Below are 22362 nucleotides of genomic sequence, written 5' to 3'. Positions count from 1 at the left end.
TTAGTGTTCTCTGGTATCAAAAGGTCCGGGCGGAACGGGATCGTCTCCACCAGGGTTCAAAGGGTGGCATTTTAGTACGCGTTTCATCGTTAACCAACTGCCTTTTAACACTCCAAACCTGCGCAAGGCCTCAATTCCGTAGTGAGAACAGGTTGGGGTGAAACGGCAATGCGGCCCGAGAAGCGGACTAATCAGGCGTTGATAGACCCTGATAAGGGCTATCAGGACCCGCGAGCCTGGCGACAATGGCGGCGCCATAACTTTTCCAATGCTTCCGATAAAGCCTGGTTATCCAGATCGGCAACCCCTTTCTTCGCTACTACCACGAAATCCATTGCTGGCAGTTCGTGCTGACGCAGACGGAAGCTTTCACGCGTCAGACGTTTAATCCGATTGCGTTCGTGGGCGCGTTTTACGTTTTTTTTAGCGACGGTGAGACCGATGCGGGGATGCCCCAGCGAATTAAGGCGGCCGAGAATGGTGATTTGCGGCGTGCCAGCCCGTTGTGGCTGCTGGAAGACGAATGTGAAATGATGGGGAGTTAACAAGCGTAACTCCCTGGGAAAAGCTAGCTTAACCACGCAGGGGTTAGCTTTTATTACTTAGAAACGGTCAGACGAGAACGGCCTTTAGCACGACGACGTGCCAGAACCTGACGACCATTTTTAGTAGCCATACGAGCACGGAAGCCGTGAGAACGGTTGCGCTTCAGTACAGACGGTTGAAAAGTGCGTTTCATGGCGATTTCTACCTAAACTATTAAATTTCACTGGATTTGCGTAATGCCCAACAGGGTCTGCGAACGACTTACGCTTCAGTGTGGCTGATTAAAGAGGCCGGATTGTAATAATTGTACACTCCGGAGTCAATTCAATTCCCTTACTGCTGCGCCCTTTTTGACCCCGAAAAGAGGCCCGGATCTCCGCTGAATGACAGCGGCATTACGCGACGGGTTGAGAATTATACGGGCTTACCGTGAAAGCGCAAGGATCCACGAGGATCTTCATCAGATCTCTTTAGCGATATTTGTGCGCTAGTCATTAAATTTTCCAATATGAGACGGTTATACGCTGCACGTGTGGCAGGATCGATTACACTTAACCCGCTCAAAACTTCCCTGTGGATAATTCGTGAAGAATCTGTGAGAAACAGAAGATCTCTGCCGCGCTTTAGGCTATGATCCGCGGTCCCGATCGTGATCCAGCCTTCACCGGGGAAACCGCAAATAGCGGTTCGCGCGCCTCCCACAGCCTGAGAGCGCGTGTCAACAATCATGAATGTATAACTTTCAGTCTTCGTCTTTTTATCGACTTTGTTCGAGTGGAGTCCGCCGTGTCACTTTCGCTTTGGCAGCAGTGTCTTGCCCGATTGCAGGATGAGTTACCAGCCACAGAATTCAGTATGTGGATACGCCCCCTACAGGCGGAACTGAGCGATAACACGCTGGCTTTGTACGCGCCTAATCGTTTCGTGCTCGACTGGGTGCGGGATAAATATTTAAATAATATCAATGGGTTGCTCAACGATTTTTGCGGCAGCGATGCACCTTTATTACGCTTCGAAGTTGGCAGCAAACCCGTGACTCAGCCCGTTGCCGCTATGGCAACCGCGGCGGCCCCTGCCCAGGTTGCACGCGCTGCAGCGCCGATGCGCCCAAGCTGGGATAACATGCCTGCGCCTGCTGAGCCGTCCTACCGTTCTAACGTTAACCTGAAACACACCTTTGATAACTTCGTTGAAGGTAAATCGAACCAGCTGGCTCGCGCGGCAGCACGCCAGGTGGCCGATAACCCAGGCGGCGCGTATAACCCGCTCTTCCTTTATGGCGGCACCGGTTTAGGTAAAACGCACCTTTTACATGCGGTGGGTAACGGCATCATGGCCCGCAAGCCGAATGCCAAAGTGGTGTACATGCACTCTGAGCGTTTTGTTCAGGACATGGTTAAAGCACTGCAGAATAACGCCATCGAAGAGTTCAAACGCTACTACCGTTCGGTGGATGCACTGCTTATCGATGACATCCAGTTTTTTGCCAATAAAGAACGTTCACAGGAAGAGTTTTTCCACACCTTTAATGCCCTGCTGGAAGGGAATCAACAGATCATTCTGACGTCGGATCGCTATCCAAAAGAGATCAACGGCGTGGAGGATCGTTTGAAATCCCGTTTCGGCTGGGGGCTGACGGTGGCGATCGAGCCGCCGGAGCTTGAAACCCGTGTGGCGATCCTGATGAAAAAGGCCGACGAGAACGATATCCGTCTGCCGGGCGAAGTGGCCTTCTTTATTGCCAAGCGACTGCGCTCCAACGTCCGCGAGCTGGAAGGGGCGCTGAACCGCGTGATTGCCAACGCCAACTTTACCGGCCGGGCGATTACCATCGACTTCGTGCGTGAAGCGCTGCGCGACCTGCTTGCGCTTCAGGAGAAGCTGGTCACCATCGATAATATTCAGAAAACGGTGGCCGAGTATTATAAAATTAAGGTCGCTGACTTGCTGTCCAAGCGTCGCTCCCGTTCCGTTGCCCGTCCGCGCCAGATGGCGATGGCGCTGGCAAAAGAGCTGACCAACCATAGCCTGCCGGAAATTGGCGATGCTTTTGGTGGACGCGACCACACCACGGTTTTACATGCCTGCCGCAAGATTGAGCAGCTGCGTGAAGAAAGCCACGATATTAAAGAAGATTTCTCCAATTTAATCAGAACATTATCTTCGTGACGCTATGAAATTTACCGTTGAACGTGAACATTTATTAAAACCGCTGCAGCAGGTAAGTGGCCCCCTCGGAGGCCGCCCGACTCTGCCTATCCTGGGCAACCTGCTGCTGCAGGTGGCTGAAGGTGCACTCTCTTTAACCGGTACCGATCTGGAAATGGAGATGGTGGCGCGCGTGGCGCTGGTACAGCCTCATGAACCTGGGGCTACGACCGTACCGGCACGTAAATTCTTCGATATCTGCCGTGGCCTGCCGGAAGGGGCTGAAATTGCGGTACAGCTGGAGGGCGACCGCATGCTGGTTCGCTCCGGGCGTAGCCGCTTTTCGCTTTCCACGCTGCCGGCGGCAGACTTCCCGAACCTGGACGACTGGCAGAGCGAGGTAGAATTTACCCTGCCGCAGGCGACCATGAAGCGCCTGATCGAAGCCACGCAGTTCTCTATGGCGCATCAGGACGTTCGTTATTACCTGAACGGCATGCTGTTCGAAACCGAAGGCGAAGACCTGCGTACCGTCGCAACGGACGGCCACCGCCTGGCGGTTTGTTCGATGCCGGTTGGTCAACCTTTGCCTAATCATTCGGTTATCGTGCCCCGTAAAGGTGTGATTGAGCTGATGCGTATGCTCGACGGCGGTGAAACCCCGCTGCACGTACAAATCGGCAGCAATAACATTCGCGCTCACGTCGGCGACTTCATCTTTACCTCCAAGCTGGTGGATGGCCGCTTCCCGGACTACCGTCGCGTGCTGCCGAAGAACCCGGATAAACACCTCGATGCAGGCTGCGACCTGTTGAAGCAGGCGTTTGCCCGTGCGGCGATTTTGTCGAACGAGAAATTCCGCGGCGTGCGCCTGTTCGTCAGCGAGAACCAGCTGAAAATCACGGCAAACAACCCCGAGCAGGAAGAAGCAGAAGAGATTCTGGACGTTTCCTACGACGGTACCGAGATGGAAATCGGCTTCAACGTCAGCTATGTGCTGGACGTGCTGAACGCCCTGAAGTGTGAGAACGTCCGCATTCTGCTGACCGACTCCGTTTCCAGCGTGCAGATTGAAGACGCGGCCAGCCAGGCGGCGGCCTATGTTGTTATGCCAATGAGACTGTAGATGTCACTTACGCGTTTGCTGATTAAAGACTTTCGCAACATCGAAAACGCGGATCTCGCTCTTTCTCCTGGCTTTAATTTTCTGGTCGGTGCTAACGGCAGCGGCAAAACCAGCGTGCTTGAGGCGATTTATACCCTCGGGCACGGTCGTGCTTTTCGCAGCCTGAAAATTGAACGCGTGATCCGCCATGAGCAGGACGCTTTTGTTTTGCACGGGCGGCTTCAGGACGGTGAAAGGGAAACCTCAATCGGCCTGACCAAAGACCGCACCGGCGACAGCAAAGTACGTATTGACGGCAGCGACGGCCACAAAATCGCCGAACTGGCGATGATGATGCCGATGCAGCTGATTACCCCCGAGGGGTTTACTTTGCTGGGCGGCGGCCCCAAATACCGTAGAGCTTTCCTTGATTGGGGCTGCTTTCACAATGAACCTGGCTTTTTTGTGGCCTGGAGTAACCTCAAACGCCTGCTGAAGCAACGTAACGCCGCGTTGCGCCAGGTGACACGCTACGCGCAGCTGCGCCCGTGGGATCAGGAGCTGATTCCGCTGGCCGAGCAAATCAGCCGCTGGCGCGCCGACTACAGCGCCGCCATTGCGGAAGATATGGCCGATACCTGCGCACAGTTTTTACCGGAATTTGCCCTGAGCTTCTCTTTCCAGCGCGGCTGGGAGAAAGAGAGCGACTATAGCGAAGTGCTGGAGCGCAATTTCGAACGCGACCGGATGCTGACCTATACCGCGCACGGCCCACATAAAGCGGATTTTCGGATTCGTGCCGACGGGGCGCCGGTGGAAGACACGCTCTCGCGCGGGCAGCTTAAATTACTGATGTGCGCCTTACGACTGGCGCAGGGTGAGTTTCTCACCCGGCAGAACGGGCGGCGTTGCCTGTATCTGATAGATGATTTTGCCTCTGAACTGGATGACGCCAGGCGCGGCCTGTTGGCCAGCCGGTTAAAGGCCACGGAGTCACAAGTTTTTGTTAGCGCGATCAGCGCCGAACATGTGATGGATATGGCGGACAAAAATTCAAAGATGTTCGCCGTGGATCAGGGTAAAATAGCGGATTAACCCAAGATTAAATGAGCGAGAAACGTTGATGTCGAATTCTTATGACTCCTCCAGTATCAAAGTCCTTAAGGGGCTGGATGCGGTACGTAAGCGCCCGGGCATGTATATCGGCGATACGGATGACGGCACCGGTCTGCACCACATGGTATTTGAGGTCGTGGATAACGCTATCGACGAAGCGCTCGCGGGCCACTGTAAAGACATCGTGGTCACTATCCACGCGGATAACTCCGTCTCGGTAACCGATGATGGCCGTGGTATTCCTACCGGTATTCACCCGGAAGAGGGGGTTTCTGCCGCGCAGGTTATCATGACCGTACTGCACGCTGGCGGTAAGTTTGATGACAACTCCTATAAGGTGTCCGGCGGCCTGCACGGCGTAGGCGTCTCGGTGGTTAACGCCCTGTCCCAGAAGCTTGAGCTGGTCATTCGCCGCGAAGGTAAAGTGCATCAGCAAACCTACATCCACGGTGAGCCTCAGGCTCCGCTGGCAGTGACCGGTGACGCCGATGTGACCGGGACTCAGGTGCGTTTCTGGCCGAGCCATGAAACCTTCACCAACGTAACCGAATTCGAATACGAAATCCTGGCTAAGCGCCTGCGCGAGCTGTCGTTCCTGAACTCTGGCGTGTCTATCCGCCTGATCGACAAGCGCGACGGCAAGCAGGATCACTTCCACTACGAAGGCGGCATCAAGGCGTTTGTTGAGTACCTCAACAAGAACAAAACCCCCATTCACCCGAACGTGTTCTATTTCAGCACTGAAAAAGACGGTATCGGCGTGGAAGTGGCGCTGCAGTGGAACGACGGTTTCCAGGAAAACATCTACTGCTTTACCAACAACATTCCTCAGCGCGACGGCGGGACTCACCTTGCGGGCTTCCGCGCGGCGATGACCCGTACCCTGAACGCCTACATGGACAAAGAAGGCTACAGCAAAAAAGCCAAAGTCAGCGCCACCGGTGACGATGCGCGTGAAGGCCTGATTGCCGTCGTTTCCGTGAAAGTGCCGGATCCTAAATTCTCTTCCCAGACCAAAGACAAGCTGGTTTCTTCGGAAGTGAAATCCGCAGTTGAGCAGCAGATGAACGAACTGCTGGCCGAATACCTGCTGGAAAACCCGTCTGACGCGAAAATCGTTGTCGGCAAAATTATTGATGCGGCGCGCGCTCGTGAAGCTGCACGTCGCGCACGTGAAATGACCCGCCGTAAAGGCGCGCTCGACCTGGCTGGCCTGCCTGGTAAGCTGGCGGACTGCCAGGAACGCGACCCGGCGCTGTCTGAACTGTACCTTGTGGAAGGGGACTCTGCGGGCGGCTCTGCAAAACAGGGGCGTAACCGTAAGAACCAGGCGATCCTGCCGCTGAAAGGTAAAATCCTTAACGTTGAGAAGGCGCGCTTCGACAAGATGCTCTCTTCTCAGGAAGTGGCGACGCTTATCACCGCGCTGGGCTGCGGCATTGGCCGTGACGAATACAACCCGGACAAGCTGCGCTACCACAGCATCATCATCATGACCGATGCGGACGTCGATGGTTCCCACATTCGTACGCTGCTGCTGACCTTCTTCTACCGTCAGATGCCTGAAATTGTTGAGCGCGGCCACGTCTATATTGCACAGCCGCCGCTGTACAAAGTAAAGAAAGGCAAGCAAGAACAGTACATCAAAGACGATGAAGCGATGGACCAGTACCAAATCGCTATCGCCCTTGACGGTGCGACTCTGCACACCAACGCAAGTGCACCTGCGCTGGCCGGTGAACCACTCGAGAAGCTGGTGGCGGAATACAACACCGCGCAGAAAATGATTGGCCGCATGGAGCGCCGTTATCCACGCAACCTGCTGAACAACCTGGTTTATCACCCAACGCTGCAGGTGGCCGAGCTGGCCGACGAAGCGAAAGTGACGCAGTGGATTTCTGCGCTGACCGTGACGCTGAACGAAAAAGAGCAGCACGGCAGCACCTGGAAATACGATATTCACCATAACAGCGAGCTGAACGTGTTTGAGCCGATTGTACGCGTGCGTACTCACGGCGTGGACACTGACTACGTGCTGGAAAAAGAGTTTGTGGAAGGGGGCGAATATGGCCGTCTTTGCGCTCTCGGTGAGAAGCTGCGTGGCCTGATTGAGGAAGATGCGTTTATCGAACGCGGCGAACGCCGTCAGCCGGTAACCAGCTTCGAGCAGGCGCTGGAGTGGCTGCAGAAAGAGTCCCGCCGTGGTCTGGCAATCCAGCGCTATAAAGGCCTGGGCGAGATGAACCCGGATCAGCTGTGGGAAACCACCATGGATCCTGACAGCCGTCGCATGCTGCGCGTGACCGTTAAAGACGCGATTGCTGCGGACCAGCTGTTCACCACCCTGATGGGCGATGCGGTTGAACCACGCCGTGCGTTTATCGAAGAGAACGCCCTGAAAGCGGCGAACATCGATATCTAAGGCCTGCCCAGCCAGACTAAAAAGCCGTGCTTTCAGCACGGCTTTTTTTATGGGCGCTATACTTTCCGGTGTCGATTTTCTACATCACAGAGGGAAACCCCATGGGACTTTTTGATCAGGTTGCGGGCTCGCTGCTGAACGGTGACGCCGGTAAATATCAGGCCATTCTAAGCTGGGTAGAACAGCAGGGCGGTATTCAGGCGCTGCTGGACAAGCTGCGCCAGGGCGGCTTAAGCGAAATCGTCTCCTCGTGGCTCAGCAGCAACAGTACAAATCAGCCGCTGAGCGGCGACCAGATAACTCAGGCCCTGGGTTCGCCGTCCGTAGCCGCGCTGGGGGAAAAACTGGGCGTGGATACCGGCTCGGCTTCCGCTTTACTGGCGGAATACCTGCCGAAGGTGATCGACGCGCTGTCGCCAAACGGTGAAGTGACGCCGGAAGCCCATAACGACTTGCTGAGTGCTGGCGTTAACCTGTTGAAAGGTAAGTTGTTCAGCTGACCTTTTTGTTGGCCCCGGCTGTATGTCCGGGGCTTTTAAAAGAGGAGTTTGCCTGCCGCCTCTCATCCCCCTTTTCCCCGGAGTTTGCTGCTGTTTTTTGAGCGGAATCGCGTTAGCATGAGGTAAATCCATTACCTCTGAAGATCTCATGACCATAAAACTGATTGCAATTGATATGGATGGCACGCTGCTGCTGCCAGACCACACTATCTCTCCGGCGGTAAAACAGGCCGTTGCGGCGGCGCGCGAGCGCGGCGTGAACGTCGTGATCTGTACCGGTCGTCCGTTTGCTGGCGTTGAAAGCTACCTGCGTGAGCTGCAGATGGATAAGCCCGGCGACTACTGCATCACTTACAACGGCGCGCTGGTGCAGAAGGCAAGCGACGGCAGCACCGTCGCCCAGACGGCGCTGAACTATGACGATTATCGTTTCCTGGAAAACCTGTCCCGCGAAGTGGGCTCACACTTCCATGCGCTGGATCGTCATACCCTTTACACCGCGAACCGCGATATCAGCTACTACACGGTGCATGAGTCCTTTATCGCCAGTATTCCTTTGGTGTTCTGCGAAGCGGAAAACATGGATAAAAACGGCGAGTTCCTGAAAGTCATGATGATTGACGAGCCGGCTATTCTCGATGAGGCCATCACCCGAATCCCGGCCGACGTCTTTGAGCGGTATACGCTGCTGAAAAGCTCGCCTTACTTCCTGGAAATCCTCGATAAGCGCGTCAACAAAGGCACCGGCGTGAAGTCACTGGCGGAGAAACTGGGCATTAAGCCGGAAGAAGTGATGACCATTGGCGACCAGGAAAACGACATCGCAATGCTGGAATATGCCGGTATGGGCGTGGCGATGGACAACGCGACCGACAAAGTGAAAGCCGTCAGCAACTTCGTCACCAAATCCAACCTGGAAGACGGCGTGGCCTACGCTATCGAGAAGTTTGTGCTGAATTAACCGGCTCTTATCTCGTCTGCTGGAGAGGGGAGCGCCAGGTGCGCTCCCTTTTGTTATTTCACTGCGGGTAACTGATTTGTTACACAGTGAATCCCTCCGCCTCCGGCGGCAATTGCGTCGATGTTTAGCTGCACAACCCCACGTTCAGGGTAGAGCGTCGACAGCAAACTAAACGCCGCCTCGTCCGTCTCTTCATCGCCAAACTCCGGGGCGATAATCGCGCCGTTAATCACGAAGTAATTGATGTACCCGGCGGCAAAGTCCGGGTTTCCTTCGCTGAAGCGGCTTGCGCGTGGGACCTGCGGTGGCGTGACGGTGTGAACCTGTAGCCTGCGGCCCTCGGCGTCAGTGGCCTGCCTGAGGATGTCCAGGTGAGTCTGCGTCACCTGGTGGTCCCAGGAATCCGGGTCGGGATCGAGGTTAGCGATCACCACGCCTGGTTTGACAAAACGGGCGTAAAAATCGACATGGGCATCGGTAATATCTTTGCCTTTGATGCCCGGCAGCCAGATGATTTTTTTCAGGCCAAGCTGTGTTTTCAGCTCCTGCTCTACCCGGTCGCGGCTCCAGCCCGGATTGCGGTTGGCGTTTACCCAACTGCTTTCGGTCATGATGCCGGTGCCGTGCCCGTCCACTTCAATCCCGCCACCTTCGCCCGTCAGCGCGCTGCGGATGAACGGCGCTGCACCGTATTTTTCGGCCATAAATGCCGCCAGCTTCGTGTCTTTGCTGTGCCGCTGCTTATTGCCCCAGCCGTTGAAGTTAAAGCCCACGGCGGCGAGTTTGCCTGCCGATGAAGTGACAAAGCACGCGCCGGTGTCCCGCATCCAGATGTCGTCCAGCTCGGTCACCACGTAAGTGACGTTGTGGCTGCCGCATTTTTCCTCCGCCAGCGCGCGTTCGTGCTCCCGGCAAAATACCGTCAGCGGCTGGTAACCGGCGATGGCGTGCGCGATGCGCCCCAGGGCATCCTGCACGTCAGGGGTAAAATCTTTCCAGATGGCGCGCTGAGCGCCAAACGCGATAAATGCACGTTGCTGCGGTTCTCCTTCGTCAGGCATACGCCAGCCCGGGCTAACGGCCGCGAAGGCAGAAACAGGCAGCCCGAGAGAACCCGCCATACCCATCCCGGCCAGCACCGAGGTACATTTAATAAATTCACGACGCGTTGACATACCGGACTCCCGTATAGCTGTTTTAACGTAAGAAATTCTGCTCAGTATTACAGGTGGATATTTCATCACTGGCTGAATTCGGCTTCCAACGATATATTTAGCGGACATCTGATTAGCCTGGCTTATCGACATGTTAAAACACTGGCCACCGTTAAATGCCCTGCGTGGGTTTGAAGCCGCCGCGCGTCTGGGAAGCTTTCACCAGGCTGCGTTTGAACTGCACCTGACCCAGTCGGCCATCAGCCAGCAAATCCGCAGCCTGGAGGTTTACCTGGAGCAGCCGCTGTTCTTTCGCAGCGGGCGCAGCGTCAGCCTGACGGACGCCGGCCAGGATCTCTACAGCACCGCGCAGGTCATGCTGCAACAGCTGGCGGTGGGTATTCGTCGGCTCGATCAGTACCGCAAGCCGAATCAGCTTATCGTGAACACCACGCCCGCTTTCGCCAGGCACTGGCTGTTGCCTAATCTGGCGGACTTTAATCGCCGGTATCCGCAGACCGATCTTTGGCTGTTCACCAGCTTCGACCCGCCGGATATGGCCAGCGAAACCGTAGATGTGGCTATCCGGGATGACCTCAGCCAGCAGGCAGAATGTCTTTTCGAGGTGTTGTACAAGGATAGACTTTATCCGGCCAGCCATCCCGCCGTGCAGGATTTGCCGGTAGAGCAGCGACTAACGCTGCACGGCGAACGCGAGATGAGCTGGGAGCACTGGAGCGTGGCTGGCGGGGTGGACGTCGGCCAGCAAAGCCAGGGGATGAATTTCTCCGATCCTGGATTGTTGCTTGACGCCGCCGCAGACGGGCTGGGTATTGCGCTTGTCAGCCAGCTGCTGGCAGAAAGAAAAAGGGAAATTGAGCAACTTCGCCCGCTGGTGGAGCAAACCGTGCGCGGCGCTGACTGGGCGTGGCTTATCCATCGTGAAAGCGAAAATGACCCGTTAACGCGCCAGTTTTGCGCGTGGCTCCGGGGCAGGTTGCCTGGCAAAGTGGAAAGGCCTGGCTAATTCTTTTACCCTGAGGCGTACTCAGCGCTTCAGGGCAAAATCGTGATCAAACAACTCACCTTCGCACCGCGTCATCATCAGCTTACCAACGTTAACACCTGGACGCCGGACAGCCAGTGGCTGGCCTTCGACGTTCGGCCTTCGGGAGCCTCTTTTACCGGCACAACCATCGAGCGAGTTAATATCCAGAACGGTGACGTCGAGGTGGTTTATCGCGCCCCTGAAGGCGCCCACGTTGGCGTGGTGACCGTGAACCCACGGCAGCCGGAGCGCTACGTTTTTATCCATGGCCCGGAAAACCCGGACGTCGACTGGCACTATGACTTCCACCACCGCCGTGGCGTGGTTGTGGCGCAGGGTGAGGCCAGCAATCTTGATGCAATGGACATTACCTCGCCCTATACCCCAGGGGCGCTGCGCGGCGGCAGCCATGTTCACGTCTGGAGCCCGGACGGCAGCCGCTTGAGCTTCACCTACAACGACCACGTTATGCACGAGCTTGATGCGCGCCTCGACCTGCGTAACGTCGGCGTCGCGCTGCCGTTTGGCCCCGTGATGCCGGCTAAACAGCATCCACGAGAATACGGCGGGAGCCATTATTGCGTGCTGGTGAGCCGCACGACGGCAGAGCCACAGCCCGGCAGCGATGAGATTAACCGTGCCTACGAAGAAGGCTGGGTCGGGGAACATGGCTACCGGAAGCCAGACGGCAGCGTTCAACGCTGGGCGCTGGCGTTTATCGGCGATACCCGGTTAGCAAACGGTGAGAAGGTGCCCGAGCTGTTTATCGTGGACCTTCCCAATGAGCCGCAGGCTTACCAGCAGGCCGGAAGTGAACCGCTGTGTGGCACCGCCACGACGCTGCCAGCGCCGCCAAAAAGCGTGATGCAACGTCGGCTGACCTTTACCCATCAGCGCCGTTATCCGGGTCTGGTGAATCAGCCCCGGCACTGGATCCGCAGCAGCCCGGACGGCAGCCAACTTGCCTTCCTGATGCGCGACGACAGCGGCGTGGTGCAGCTTTGGGTGATATCCCCGAACGGCGGCGAGCCCCGGCAGGTTACCCACGGTGAGCACGACATTCAGTCGGCCTTTAACTGGCATTCTTCAGGTAAAGCTCTTGGGTTTGTGCAGCAGGGGCGTGTGGTGCTGTGTGACGCGCAAAGCGGGGTCATTACGCCATTAAGTTCGGCAGAGGGCGAAGCACCTTCTGGCGATGCCATCGTCTTCTCCCCGAACGGCAAGCAGGTTGCCTGGATGCAGGACGTCGACGGTTTCCGCCAGTTATGGAGCGCGGAAACCGGCCTGTAAATGATTCAGTGAGGCAGTTCTGCCGGTGGGATAACGGCGTTAGTGGCCAGATTCTGTTGCTCGCTGGCTTCCACACGCGATCTCACCGAATTGTCCTTGCGGAACATATCCCACGGCAGCAGCACCGTGTCGAGCACGGCGGTAAACGGCAGGTCCAGCGCAACCAGCGGCTTGATTGCCCAACTGGTGTCGTCGTCGCCAAGCGTTGCCGCACTGGCTCGTGTACCAGGATACAAGCCTTCTTTGCCGCCGCTGTGTGACATCATACTTGAGCAGCCGGTCAGTAATAACAGCCCGCTGCTAATCACCAGAGTTGGAAACCAGTTTCTCATTATCATTTTGCTGTCATCTTCAATGGTTGGCGGAGTACCAGCCCCAGCGGAGTTATAACACCCGCCCGTGATTTAAAAATGTTCCTCGTTCCGCTCTGCGGCGGCTATCGCATATTTTTAACCTTTTATGCTGTTTGCCAGTCTAAGTAAGGAAAGCCATTCACGCAAAAAATTTGCGTTCAGGCGCCTTGAAAAATTTTAAGCAAGCCACATTTTAGTAGGGTAACCAGAGAGAGTACGCCGATTGGGTACTCAGGTTCATGGCCTGTCCAAAGGGAAGGCTTTTACATCTTACTCGCTGATTTCAGGAGCTTTTTATTATGCGTAACTTCGATCTTTCTCCGCTGTACCGTTCCGCCATTGGTTTTGACCGTCTGTTTAATCTGCTGGAAAGCAACCAGAGCCAAAGTAACGGCGGATACCCTCCGTACAACGTTGAATTAGTGGACGAAAATCACTATCGCATTGCTATCGCCGTCGCCGGTTTCGCAGAAAGCGAACTTGAGATCACTGCCCAGGATAACTTGCTTATCGTCAAAGGGGCGCACGCGGGCGAGCAGCAAGAGCGGACTTACCTCTACCAGGGCATTGCCGAACGCAACTTCGAGCGCAAATTCCAGCTGGCGGAAAACATCCACGTTCGTGGCGCGAACCTGGTCAACGGCCTGCTGTACATCAGCCTGGAACGTGAAATTCCTGAATCGATGAAGCCCCGCCGCATCGAAATCAACTAATTCATGGGGTCGCGCCGTGCGCGGCCCGTCATCAAGCTGGCTTGCCGTCAGGGAGCCAATGCCCGTTCGCATGCGGGCAGGTTATTTCTTGCTTCAAAGAAGGAGAAAACACTATGCGTAACTACGATTTATCCCCACTTCTGCGTCAATGGATCGGCTTCGATAAACTGGCCAACGCGCTGCAGTCCAGCGGTGAAAGCCAGGGCTTCCCGCCGTACAACATCGAAAAAAGCGACGATAACCATTACCGCATCACGCTGGCTTTGGCCGGTTTCCGCCAGGAAGATCTTGATATCGAGCTGGAAGGCACCCGCCTGAGCGTGAAGGGCACCCCGGTTAAACCGGAAAAAGAGACCAACTGGCTGCATCAGGGGCTGGTGACTCAGCCGTTCAGCCTGAGCTTTACCCTGGCCGAGCATATGCAGGTCTCAGGGGCAACGTTCACCAACGGCTTGCTGCACATTGACCTGGTGCGGGACATCCCGGAAGCGGTTGCTCCGCAGCGGATCGCCATTAGCGAACGCCCGGCGCTGAATAGCTAAATAATTTTCCCATATGAAGTATTAAGGCCCCTGAAAATGGGGCCTTTTTTGTGCTCCGCACCCCATTATCCTCCCCATAGCTCTGCCAGAATCCTTAGTAACAATAATGTTATTCACAGGGATTATATATGAGTGGAATAGCGTTAACCGTCAGCATGCTGGCGCTGGTTGCCGTCGTGGGATTGTGGATCGGTAATATCAAGATCCGCGGGGTGGGCTTTGGGATCGGAGGCGTGCTGTTTGGCGGCATTATTGTCGGCCACTTTGTCAATCAGGCCGGGATTGGCCTGAACGGCGATATGCTGCACTTTATCCAGGAATTTGGGCTGATCCTGTTTGTTTACACGATAGGCATCCAGGTCGGACCCGGCTTCTTCTCATCCCTGCGCGTTTCCGGCTTGCGGCTAAATTTGTTCGCTATTCTTATCGTTGTGCTCGGTGCGTTGGTCACTGCCGTGGTCTACAAGCTGTTTGATGTGCCGCTGCCGGTGGTATTGGGGATCTTCTCCGGTGCCGTTACGAACACGCCAGCGCTGGGGGCCGGGCAGCAGATCCTGACCGATCTCGGCACGCCGGGGCAATTGGTTGACCAAATGGGGATGAGCTACGCGATGGCCTATCCGTTTGGGATTTGCGGCATCCTGCTGACCATGTGGCTGTTACGCATGGCCTTTCGCGTCAGCGTTGACAAAGAAGCTCAGCAGTTTGAAGCCAACAGCGGCCAAAATCACGCCCAGCTGCACACCATGAATATCTGCGTCGCCAACCCAAACCTGAACGGTCTGGCGATTCAGGACATCCCTATTCTTAACAGCGACGAAATAATATGCTCCCGCCTCAAGCGCGGAGAGCTGCTGATGGTGCCTTCTCCAGGCACCCTCGTTCAGACTGGCGACCTGCTGCACCTCGTTGGGGCAGAAAAAGATCTGCACAAAGCGCTGCTGGTGATCGGCAACGAAGTGGATACTTCGCTTTCCACGCGAGGCACGGATCTGCGGGTTGAGCGCGTCGTGGTGACCAACGAAAAGGTTCTGGGCAAGAAGATCCGCGATCTGCATCTGAAGCAGAAATATGACGTGGTGATATCTCGCCTTAACCGCGCCGGGGTCGAGCTGGTGGCCAGCAGCAACGCCAGCCTGCAGTTCGGCGACATCCTCAACCTGGTCGGACGCCCTCAATCGATCGACGCGGTGGCCGCAGAGGTCGGTAACGCGCAGCATAAGCTGCAGCAGGTGCAAATGCTGCCGGTGTTTATCGGCATCGGGCTTGGCGTGTTGCTGGGCTCCATTCCGCTGTTTATCCCCGGTTTCCCGGCGGCGCTGCGCCTTGGCCTGGCTGGTGGGCCGCTGATTATGGCGCTGATCCTCGGGCGCATCGGCAGTATCGGCAAGCTTTACTGGTTTATGCCGCCGAGTGCGAACCTGGCGCTGCGTGAGCTGGGTATCGTCCTGTTTCTGGCGGTGGTCGGGCTCAAGTCCGGCGGGGATTTTATCGACACGCTGCTGGTGGGCGACGGCGTAAGCTGGATTGGCTACGGCATTCTGATCACCGCGGTGCCGCTGATTACCGTCGGCCTGCTTGCTCGCCTGCTGGTGAAGATGAACTACCTGACGCTGTGCGGCATGCTGGCGGGCTCGATGACAGACCCACCTGCGCTGGCCTTTGCCAACGGGCTGCATGCGACCAGTGGAGCCGCCGCGCTTTCTTACGCTACGGTTTACCCGCTGGTGATGTTCCTGCGCATTATTACTCCCCAACTGCTGGCGCTGCTGTTCTGGGGACTATAGCTCTCCGCCGCCCGACTGGCCGGGCGGCACCCTCGAATGATCCCGGCGTAAGTGGTAATCCACCTGATATTCGCTGGCATTTCTGAACATCACCGAATAGTTAAGAAACTCGCCTTTATCGCTGTAGGAGAGCGAGGTGATGCGCAAAATCGGTGTCGCCTCCGCGATGTTCAGCAGTTTTGCCGTTTTTGCGTCGGCGAGTACCGGCGTCAGCGTTTCATAGTTGCCGCTGATGACTATCTGGCATTCATCTTCGATATAGCTGAATTTTGACCCCTCAAGGTGGGCCAGGGACAGGTTGCGAAAGAGTTTGACCGGCATATAGCTGTCTTCCACCATCAGCGGCTTGCCGCTCACGGCGCGCACGCGGCGGGAGTAATAGATTTTTTCGTCGATCTTAATGCGCAGCAGGCTGGCTATCGCCGGGGGCGCGGGCATCACGTTAAATTCCAGCACCTCGCTCAGCACCTCTTTGCCCTGGCTGCGCATCACTTCCACAAAACCCGTCAGGTTAGTGGTTTCGTGGTGAACGTCTTTTTTTGTCACCCAGGTGCCGCTGCCCTGGCGGCGATTAACCAGACCCCAGCCCACAAGCAAATCCACCGCTTTACGAATCGTCATGCGCGACACGCCAAATTCTTCAGCCAGCTTCTTTTCCCCAGGCAGGGGGCTGCCTAGGGTGTAGTCGGCAGAATTAAGCCGCAGCCGTAGCCTGTCGGCAATTGATTTGTAGATCATAGCTGGACATCTCCAGGCTTTATCACGCCGTTATATGTCGGTTAATTGTCTAGTTTTAACTCTAAAAGTAGACAACTTTGGCCAAATAAAAACCATGAATACGATCACGAATCGCTGCGCCTGACGCGGCGAGCCACCGCCCGCGCTCATATCCTCAGCCTCAGGCCAACTAAAAAAATAAGGCCGCCTCTTACTCTACGAAGTTGTTACATGAGGATTTAAAAATGCTCAGTCAAATACAACGTTTTGGTGGTGCAATGTTTACCCCGGTTCTGCTGTTCCCCTTCGCCGGGATCGTGGTCGGGCTTGCCATCATGCTGCGCAACCCGCTGTTTGTTGGCGAAGCGCTCACCGCACCAGACACTCTGTTTGCACAAATTGTTCATATCATCGAGGAAGGCGGCTGGACGGTGTTCCGCAATATGCCGCTGATTTTTGCCGTGGGTTTGCCCATCGGCCTGGCAAAACAGGCCCAGGGGCGAGCTTGCCTGGCGGTGCTGGTGAGCTTCTTAACCTGGAACTACTTCATCAATGCGATGGGGATGACGTGGGGGCACTACTTCGGCGTCGACTTTAGCCTCGACCCTACGGCAGGCAGCGGCCTGACGATGATGGCCGGGATTAAAACGCTCGACACCAGCATCATCGGGGCGATTGTTATCTCCGGCATCGTCACCGCGATTCACAACCGTTATTTCGATAAGCCGCTGCCGGTGTTCCTCGGTATTTTCCAGGGCAGCTCTTTTGTGGTGATTATGGCCTTCCTGGTGATGATCCCCTGCGCCTGGCTGACGCTGCTCGGCTGGCCAAAAGTGCAGCTCGGCATCGAATCGCTGCAGGCGTTTTTACGCAGTGCCGGGGCGCTGGGGGTCTGGGTATACACCTTCCTTGAACGTATTCTGATCCCTACCGGGCTGCACCACTTCGTCTATGGCCCGTTCATCTTCGGCCCGGCGGCGGTTGAAGGCGGCATTCAGGTGTACTGGGCGCAGCATTTGCAGGAGTTCAGCCAGAGCACTGCCTCGCTGAAATCTCTGTTCCCGGAAGGCGGCTTCGCCCTGCACGGCAACTCGAAGGTTTTCGGTTCGGTGGGTATCGCGCTGGCGCTCTACTACACCGCCTCGCCGCAGAACCGCGTGAAGGTTGCCGGGCTGCTGATACCCGCGACGCTGACAGCCATGCTGGTCGGCATCACTGAACCGCTGGAATTTACCTTCCTGTTTATCTCTCCGCTGCTGTTCGCTGTTCACGCCTTCCTGGCCGCCTCAATGGCAACGGTGATGTACATGGCGGGCGTGGTGGGCAACATGGGCGGCGGCCTGCTGGACCAGTTCCTGCCGCAAAACTGGATCCCCATGTTCCATAACCACGCCTCGATGGTCTTTACCCAGATAGGCATCGGCATCGCCTTTACCGGCGTCTACTTCGTGGTTTTCCGTGCCCTGATTCTGCGTTTCAACCTGAAAACGCCGGGCCGGGAAGACAGCGAGATCAAACTCTACAGCAAGGCCGACTACCAGGCGGCACGGCAGCAAACCAGTGCGGCAGTCAGTCAGGATGCAAAACACGGGCAGGCGCATGGCTTCCTGCAGGCGCTCGGCGGCGCGGCGAATATCGCCAGCCTGAATAACTGCGCGACTCGTCTGCGTATCACACTCGGTGACATGGCTCTGACCGAAGCCGACGAAGTGTTCAAAGCCCTTGGCGCCCACGGCGTGGTGCGCAGCGGCAATGGCATTCAGGTGATTGTCGGGCTGCATGTCCCGCAAATTCGCGACCAGATTGAAACCCTTATCAAAGAGCAAACTTCAGACGAACACCCATCCATGACGGAGGCAGTATCATGAAAAAATTCTCGGTAGTTGTAGCAGGTGGCGGCAGTACTTTTACCCCTGGCATCGTGCTGATGCTGTTGGCTAACCAGACCCGTTTCCCGCTGCGGGCGCTGAAGTTCTACGATAACGACGGCGCACGCCAGGAAACTATCGCCGAAGCCTGCAAAATCATCCTGAAAGAGCAGGCCCCGGATATCGACTTCAGCTATACCACCGACCCGCAGGAAGCGTTCAGTGACGTGGATTTTGTGATGGCGCACATTCGCGTGGGCAAATATCCGATGCGTGAAAAAGACGAGAAAATCCCGCTTCGCCACGGCGTACTCGGCCAGGAAACCTGCGGCCCGGGCGGGATAGCCTACGGCATGCGCTCCATCGGCGGCGTGCTGGAACTGGTGGATTATATGGAAAAATATTCGCCGAACGCCTGGATGTTGAACTACTCCAATCCGGCAGCCATTGTGGCGGAAGCGACCCGCCGCCTGCGTCCAGACTCAAAAATCCTGAATATCTGCGATATGCCTATCGGCATCGAAAGCCGCATGGCGCAGATTGTGGGCCTGAAGGATCGCAAAGAGATGAAGGTGCGTTACTACGGCCTGAACCACTTTGGCTGGTGGACCCACGTAGAAGATAAAGACGGCAATGACTTGATGCCGAAAATTCGCGAACATGTGGCTAAATATGGCTATGTGCCGCCAAAAGATGAGCATGGCACCGAAGCAAGCTGGAACGACACGTTTGCCAAAGCAAAAGATGTCTGGGCGCTTGATCCGGACACGCTGCCGAACACCTACCTGAAATACTATTTGTATCCGGATTACGTGGTGCAGCACTCCAACCCGGAGCGCACCAGGGCGAATGAGGTAATGGATCACCGCGAGAAGCACGTGTTTGGTTCCTGCAACGCCATTATTAGCGCCGGGAAATCCTCTGCAGGTGAGCTGGAAATTGACGAACATGCCTCTTACATCGTCGATCTTGCAACGGCCATTGCCTTTAACACCCAGGAGCGGATGCTGCTGATTGTGCCAAATAACGGGGCAATCAATAACTTCGACCCGGAAGCCATGGTGGAAATCCCTTGTCTGGTGGGCAAAGACGGGCCGGAGCCGCTGGTCGTGGGGAACATCCCTCAGTTCCAGAAAGGATTGATGAGCCAGCAGGTCGCCGTTGAAAAACTGGTCGTGGATGCCTGGGAGCACCGCTCTTATCAGAAACTGTGGCAGGCGATCACCCTGTCGAAAACCGTGCCGAGCGCCTCCGTTGCCAAAGCGATTCTTGATGATTTGATTGAAGCGAACAAAGACTACTGGCCTGAATTGAAATAAGTTTTCTCAGGCTTTTACGAAGCGCGGCGGAGACGTCGCGCTTTTTTTATGGCGATGCTTCCCAGATTGCCTTCTCCAGTCTGGACATTTTTTGTACCCGGCGATAAAGTTGTTAGGGTTATTAAGGTTAGGTTGGTTAGTTGGGTTATTTTGGAGGGCGCAATGGTATCAAGGCAAACCGGACGTATTGAGAAGAAAAAAGACCGGGTGCTGTTTGACAGCGAGAGCGTGAAGCTCACGCTTGCAAGAGGCGTTCGCGAGCCAAACAGCAAGCGCGAAGCCGGGCTGACCCTGCAGCTTGCGCTTCGCGGTGGCGTTTCCGGGCTGGAAGCGCTGCATACCCAACTCACTCATCTGCTAGAGGCAACCGAAGAGCTACAAACGCAGCAGCAGGCGCTGGAGCTTAATGACGGTTATGAAAAGCTGGTGGAACTCTATGGCGAGAAGCTTATCGGTGAGAGCGTGCTTGTCGCCCATGAACCCGCAGCCAACTACACTGCAGATTCGTCAAAGCGTTACGCGGCACAAAGCAGTTTTCTTCCTCCGGCCCAGCAGTGCGAGGTGATTAACCAGGCCCGCCTGGCACAGGCGCGAGACAGGTTAACGGACGAAGGCTGGCTGACCACCCATGAAATCGCCATGCTGGGCGGCTACTCGACAAAAAATGTCTCGGCTCAGCCAACGCGCTGGAAGGCGGCTGGAAAAATTTTCTCGGTCATTAAACGCGGCGTCGGGAACGTCTATCCGCGCTATGGTCTGGATGAAAACTACCGTCCTCTGCCTGTGATGAAAGTCATTCTGGAAACCTTCGCTCAGCATAAAACGGCCTGGGGGCTGGCAGAATGGTTTGCGACCTCTAACGGCCTGCTGGCGGGAAAAACGCCTGCCGAAATGGTCTCTGCTTATCCGGCTAACGTGCTACAGGCCGCTGAATACGAGGTCAGGAGGCTACAGGATGGCGCCGAAGGATGAGGCCAAAACGAAAGGACTTTTTGGCGAGCCAGTGTTGCTTGCCCCTGAACTTCCTGAGCCGGGAGACGCGATCCCGATTTTTAAAGAAACTTTACCGGCGGGAAAGGTCCTTTATCGCTGTCATGCCCTTACCTGGCCTGGAAACAGTTTCAATCCAGGGCGTGAACTGACCGGCAACGATTACGGTGCCAGGTTCAGCCCTTTTAAAGATATACAGGGGCGGCTGGTGCCAAGCCTGTATGCGGCAGACAGCATCACAGGGGCGCTGGCCGAAACGCTTTTTCACGACCTGATTGGCGGCGAGCGGCGGGGCTTTTTATCCATCAGGCCTTGGCGGCACTGGGGAATGAGTCAACTGGTGCTCAGGCGAGAGATGACGCTGGTGACGCTTAAAACAGCAGACCTCTACCGGATGGGGTTATCAAAGCAGTTTTTTCTGTTAAGCGATCGCCTGGTTTACCCGCAAACGCAGCGCTGGGCGCGTGCGATTCACGATCAAAATCCCGCCATTGACGGCATAGTCTGGAAATCCCGACAGCATGATGACAGCAGTGCTTTCCTTTTTTATGGCGACAGAACCCGTCCTGAGGATTTAGCGTTGCAACGTGAAGCTTGTGGGATATTTTCAACGCCAGAAGTGGTTGAAGAGATTGTGAAGATGGCGGACAGGCTCGGCATTGTGCTCAGCGACGAGTAGTTCGCTTTGGCAATCCTTCACACTCGGCATCACGATTAATTTTTTATTGCAATCCTCACTCCCCGCAAATGGGAAAAGCATGCTAAATATTAGTTTTCCTTCGCTAAGTAACGTGCCGCCGATGTTAAAGCCAACTCTTATTCTGGTTGCCCTCTCTTTCTGTGCCAGTTCGTTTGCGCAGCAGCAGGATGTTTTGCCGCCCACCTGGACCAGCCAGCTTGGGGTGGGAATGAACGTTGACTGGGCATTAACAGAGCGAGGCATCCGCGAATTTGACCCTCTGACGGTGCGTGACTTTCAGCAGCGAGGCTTTGGCCACGTCCGCATTCGCATTGCCGGGCCGATAACCCATCAGAAACTGGTGCATTTACGGCGCATCGTGGATGCCTGCGAGCAGTACCATATCGTGCCGGTGATCAGCTACCGGGCTGCGGAGCTGAAAGCGAAGCCGACCGCTGAAAATGCGGAAGATATTGTGGAGTGGTGGACGACCGTGGCGCGCTTTTTTGCCAAAAATGACGACTCGCTGGTGTTCGATATAATCGGGCAGCCGGAGGAGAAACTCAGCGCCAACCCTCAGTTGCTCAACCAGATTTACGACAAAACCGTGAAGGCGATTCATAAAATCAGCCCTCAGCGCCATATCTTTGTTGCGCCACGCAACCACGCCTCCCCGGAAGCGCTGGCCACGCTTAAAATTCCTGAATCCCGCCACGGACTGGTCATGGCTGACTGGCACCTGATGCCGGGCGGCCCAAAAAACTGGAACGGCAAAACATGGAACGGAAAAAACCAGTGGACGACGGGGACGGATGCTGAAAAAGCGGCTATCCACGCCCGCATCGAAACCGCCGTGCACTGGCAGCAGAAAACCGGCCATCTTTCCTGGGTCGGGAACTGGTCTCCTGGCAGTAAATTACCGGTCGATCAGCAGGTTGCGATGGCGACGTTTGTCGCCTGTGAATTACAAAAAGCGCAGATTCCGTATGCAGTCAACGGCGATGAAAAATTCTACGATGGGGAAGAGGGCGCCTGGCGGCCTGATATGGCGCCATTGCTGGACGCTATTCTGAAGCCTCAGTGTCAGTAATTATCACTCAGCGT

General features: G+C 55.9%; 22 protein-coding genes. 16 read left to right on the top strand and 6 right to left on the bottom strand.

What is annotated here, in order from left to right; translation table 11 throughout:
- From yidD to rpmH, 3 genes are read right to left on the bottom strand one after another with little or no spacing between them, the layout of a single operon-like run.
- Window positions 1-258, bottom strand: coding sequence for a membrane protein insertion efficiency factor YidD (gene yidD, locus WFK85_RS09460; protein WP_071530513.1), 258 nt, complete (start codon window positions 256-258; stop codon window positions 1-3).
- Window positions 222-581, bottom strand: a complete 360-nt coding sequence (gene rnpA, locus WFK85_RS09455; protein WP_008460645.1) for a ribonuclease P protein component — start codon at window positions 579-581, stop codon at window positions 222-224. Before rnpA ends, yidD begins: the two co-directional genes overlap by 37 nt.
- A 17-nt stretch (window positions 582-598) precedes the next feature.
- Window positions 599-739 carry a 50S ribosomal protein L34 gene (gene rpmH / locus WFK85_RS09450; RefSeq protein ID WP_003849659.1) on the bottom strand — a complete coding sequence of 47 codons (141 nt, stop codon included), beginning with the start codon at window positions 737-739 and terminating at the stop codon, window positions 599-601.
- A gap of 593 nt (window positions 740-1332) precedes the next feature.
- Between rpmH and dnaA the strand changes: the two genes are divergently transcribed.
- The 6 genes from dnaA (at window position 1333) to yidA (ending at window position 8798) form a co-directional block, all read left to right on the top strand.
- A complete protein-coding gene (gene dnaA / locus WFK85_RS09445; protein ID WP_008460649.1) occupies window positions 1333-2715 on the top strand; it encodes a chromosomal replication initiator protein DnaA in 1383 nt (460 codons plus the stop codon).
- A gap of 4 nt (window positions 2716-2719) precedes the next feature.
- The gene (gene dnaN / locus WFK85_RS09440) at window positions 2720-3820 is read left to right on the top strand and encodes a DNA polymerase III subunit beta (RefSeq protein ID WP_008460651.1); all 1101 of its coding nucleotides are present in this window, start codon (window positions 2720-2722) and stop codon (window positions 3818-3820) included.
- Window positions 3821-4894: a DNA replication/repair protein RecF gene (gene recF, locus WFK85_RS09435; RefSeq protein WP_039298758.1), complete on the top strand. Its 1074-nt coding sequence runs from the start codon at window positions 3821-3823 to the stop codon at window positions 4892-4894.
- Window positions 4895-4922: 28 nt separating this feature from the next.
- A complete protein-coding gene (gene gyrB / locus WFK85_RS09430; RefSeq protein ID WP_336706619.1) occupies window positions 4923-7337 on the top strand; it encodes a DNA topoisomerase (ATP-hydrolyzing) subunit B in 2415 nt (804 codons plus the stop codon).
- Window positions 7338-7438: 101 nt separating this feature from the next.
- Window positions 7439-7837, top strand: a complete 399-nt coding sequence (locus tag WFK85_RS09425) for a YidB family protein (RefSeq protein WP_008460654.1) — start codon at window positions 7439-7441, stop codon at window positions 7835-7837.
- A gap of 148 nt (window positions 7838-7985) precedes the next feature.
- On the top strand, window positions 7986-8798 hold the full coding sequence (gene yidA, locus WFK85_RS09420; RefSeq protein ID WP_008460655.1) for a sugar-phosphatase: 813 nt from the start codon (window positions 7986-7988) through the stop codon (window positions 8796-8798).
- Window positions 8799-8851: 53 nt separating this feature from the next.
- Here yidA and WFK85_RS09415 read toward each other — a convergent pair whose 3' ends face one another.
- The gene (locus WFK85_RS09415; RefSeq protein ID WP_336706616.1) at window positions 8852-9973 is read right to left on the bottom strand and encodes an agmatine deiminase family protein; all 1122 of its coding nucleotides are present in this window, start codon (window positions 9971-9973) and stop codon (window positions 8852-8854) included.
- 130 nt (window positions 9974-10103) lie between these two features.
- Here WFK85_RS09415 and WFK85_RS09410 point away from each other — a divergent pair, with 130 nt between their 5' ends.
- Both WFK85_RS09410 and WFK85_RS09405 read left to right on the top strand, forming a co-directional pair.
- Window positions 10104-10979: a LysR substrate-binding domain-containing protein gene (locus WFK85_RS09410; RefSeq protein WP_336706614.1), complete on the top strand. Its 876-nt coding sequence runs from the start codon at window positions 10104-10106 to the stop codon at window positions 10977-10979.
- Between the two features lie 45 nt (window positions 10980-11024).
- On the top strand, window positions 11025-12290 hold the full coding sequence (locus WFK85_RS09405; RefSeq protein ID WP_336706720.1) for a DUF3748 domain-containing protein: 1266 nt from the start codon (window positions 11025-11027) through the stop codon (window positions 12288-12290).
- A 5-nt stretch (window positions 12291-12295) separates the two neighbouring features.
- On the opposite strand, the gene WFK85_RS09400 is transcribed toward WFK85_RS09405, so the two are convergent.
- On the bottom strand, window positions 12296-12628 hold the full coding sequence (locus tag WFK85_RS09400) for a YceK/YidQ family lipoprotein (protein ID WP_008460661.1): 333 nt from the start codon (window positions 12626-12628) through the stop codon (window positions 12296-12298).
- A 314-nt stretch (window positions 12629-12942) separates the two neighbouring features.
- Here WFK85_RS09400 and ibpA point away from each other — a divergent pair, with 314 nt between their 5' ends.
- The 3 genes from ibpA to WFK85_RS09385 all read left to right on the top strand — a co-directional run bounded on the left by ibpA (window position 12943) and on the right by WFK85_RS09385 (window position 15685).
- On the top strand, window positions 12943-13356 hold the full coding sequence (ibpA, locus tag WFK85_RS09395; protein WP_008460663.1) for a small heat shock chaperone IbpA: 414 nt from the start codon (window positions 12943-12945) through the stop codon (window positions 13354-13356).
- 113 nt (window positions 13357-13469) lie between these two features.
- Window positions 13470-13898 (top strand): small heat shock chaperone IbpB, encoded by a 429-nt coding sequence (gene ibpB / locus WFK85_RS09390; RefSeq protein WP_008460665.1) that lies wholly within the window; start codon window positions 13470-13472, stop codon window positions 13896-13898.
- A gap of 128 nt (window positions 13899-14026) precedes the next feature.
- Window positions 14027-15685, top strand: coding sequence for a putative transporter (locus WFK85_RS09385; RefSeq protein WP_008460667.1), 1659 nt, complete (start codon window positions 14027-14029; stop codon window positions 15683-15685).
- Here WFK85_RS09385 and WFK85_RS09380 read toward each other — a convergent pair.
- A complete protein-coding gene (locus WFK85_RS09380) occupies window positions 15680-16423 on the bottom strand; it encodes a UTRA domain-containing protein (RefSeq protein ID WP_166994822.1) in 744 nt (247 codons plus the stop codon). The genes WFK85_RS09385 and WFK85_RS09380 overlap by 6 nt on opposite strands.
- Before the next feature lie 224 nt (window positions 16424-16647).
- Between WFK85_RS09380 and WFK85_RS09375 the strand changes: the two genes are divergently transcribed.
- The 5 genes from WFK85_RS09375 to WFK85_RS09355 all read left to right on the top strand — a co-directional run bounded on the left by WFK85_RS09375 (window position 16648) and on the right by WFK85_RS09355 (window position 22348).
- Window positions 16648-18270: an alpha-glucoside-specific PTS transporter subunit IIBC gene (locus tag WFK85_RS09375; RefSeq protein ID WP_166994820.1), complete on the top strand. Its 1623-nt coding sequence runs from the start codon at window positions 16648-16650 to the stop codon at window positions 18268-18270.
- Window positions 18267-19589 (top strand): 6-phospho-alpha-glucosidase, encoded by a 1323-nt coding sequence (locus WFK85_RS09370; protein WP_008460673.1) that lies wholly within the window; start codon window positions 18267-18269, stop codon window positions 19587-19589. Before WFK85_RS09375 ends, WFK85_RS09370 begins: the two co-directional genes overlap by 4 nt.
- 162 nt (window positions 19590-19751) lie before the next feature.
- Complete coding sequence (locus WFK85_RS09365) at window positions 19752-20561, top strand: hypothetical protein (RefSeq protein ID WP_336706608.1); 810 nt, start codon at window positions 19752-19754, stop codon at window positions 20559-20561.
- Entirely contained in the window at window positions 20545-21258 is a 714-nt protein-coding gene (locus WFK85_RS09360) for an RES family NAD+ phosphorylase (protein WP_336706605.1), read from the top strand. Before WFK85_RS09365 ends, WFK85_RS09360 begins: the two co-directional genes overlap by 17 nt.
- A gap of 121 nt (window positions 21259-21379) precedes the next feature.
- A complete protein-coding gene (locus WFK85_RS09355; protein WP_166994812.1) occupies window positions 21380-22348 on the top strand; it encodes a cellulase family glycosylhydrolase in 969 nt (322 codons plus the stop codon).
- Window positions 22349-22362 lie beyond the last annotated feature (14 nt).

It is taken from the genome of Cedecea sp. VD22 (assembly GCF_037150195.1).
In the GTDB taxonomy this organism is placed as follows: domain Bacteria; phylum Pseudomonadota; class Gammaproteobacteria; order Enterobacterales; family Enterobacteriaceae; genus Cedecea.
This window is presented reverse-complemented; position numbering and strand designations above follow the sequence as displayed.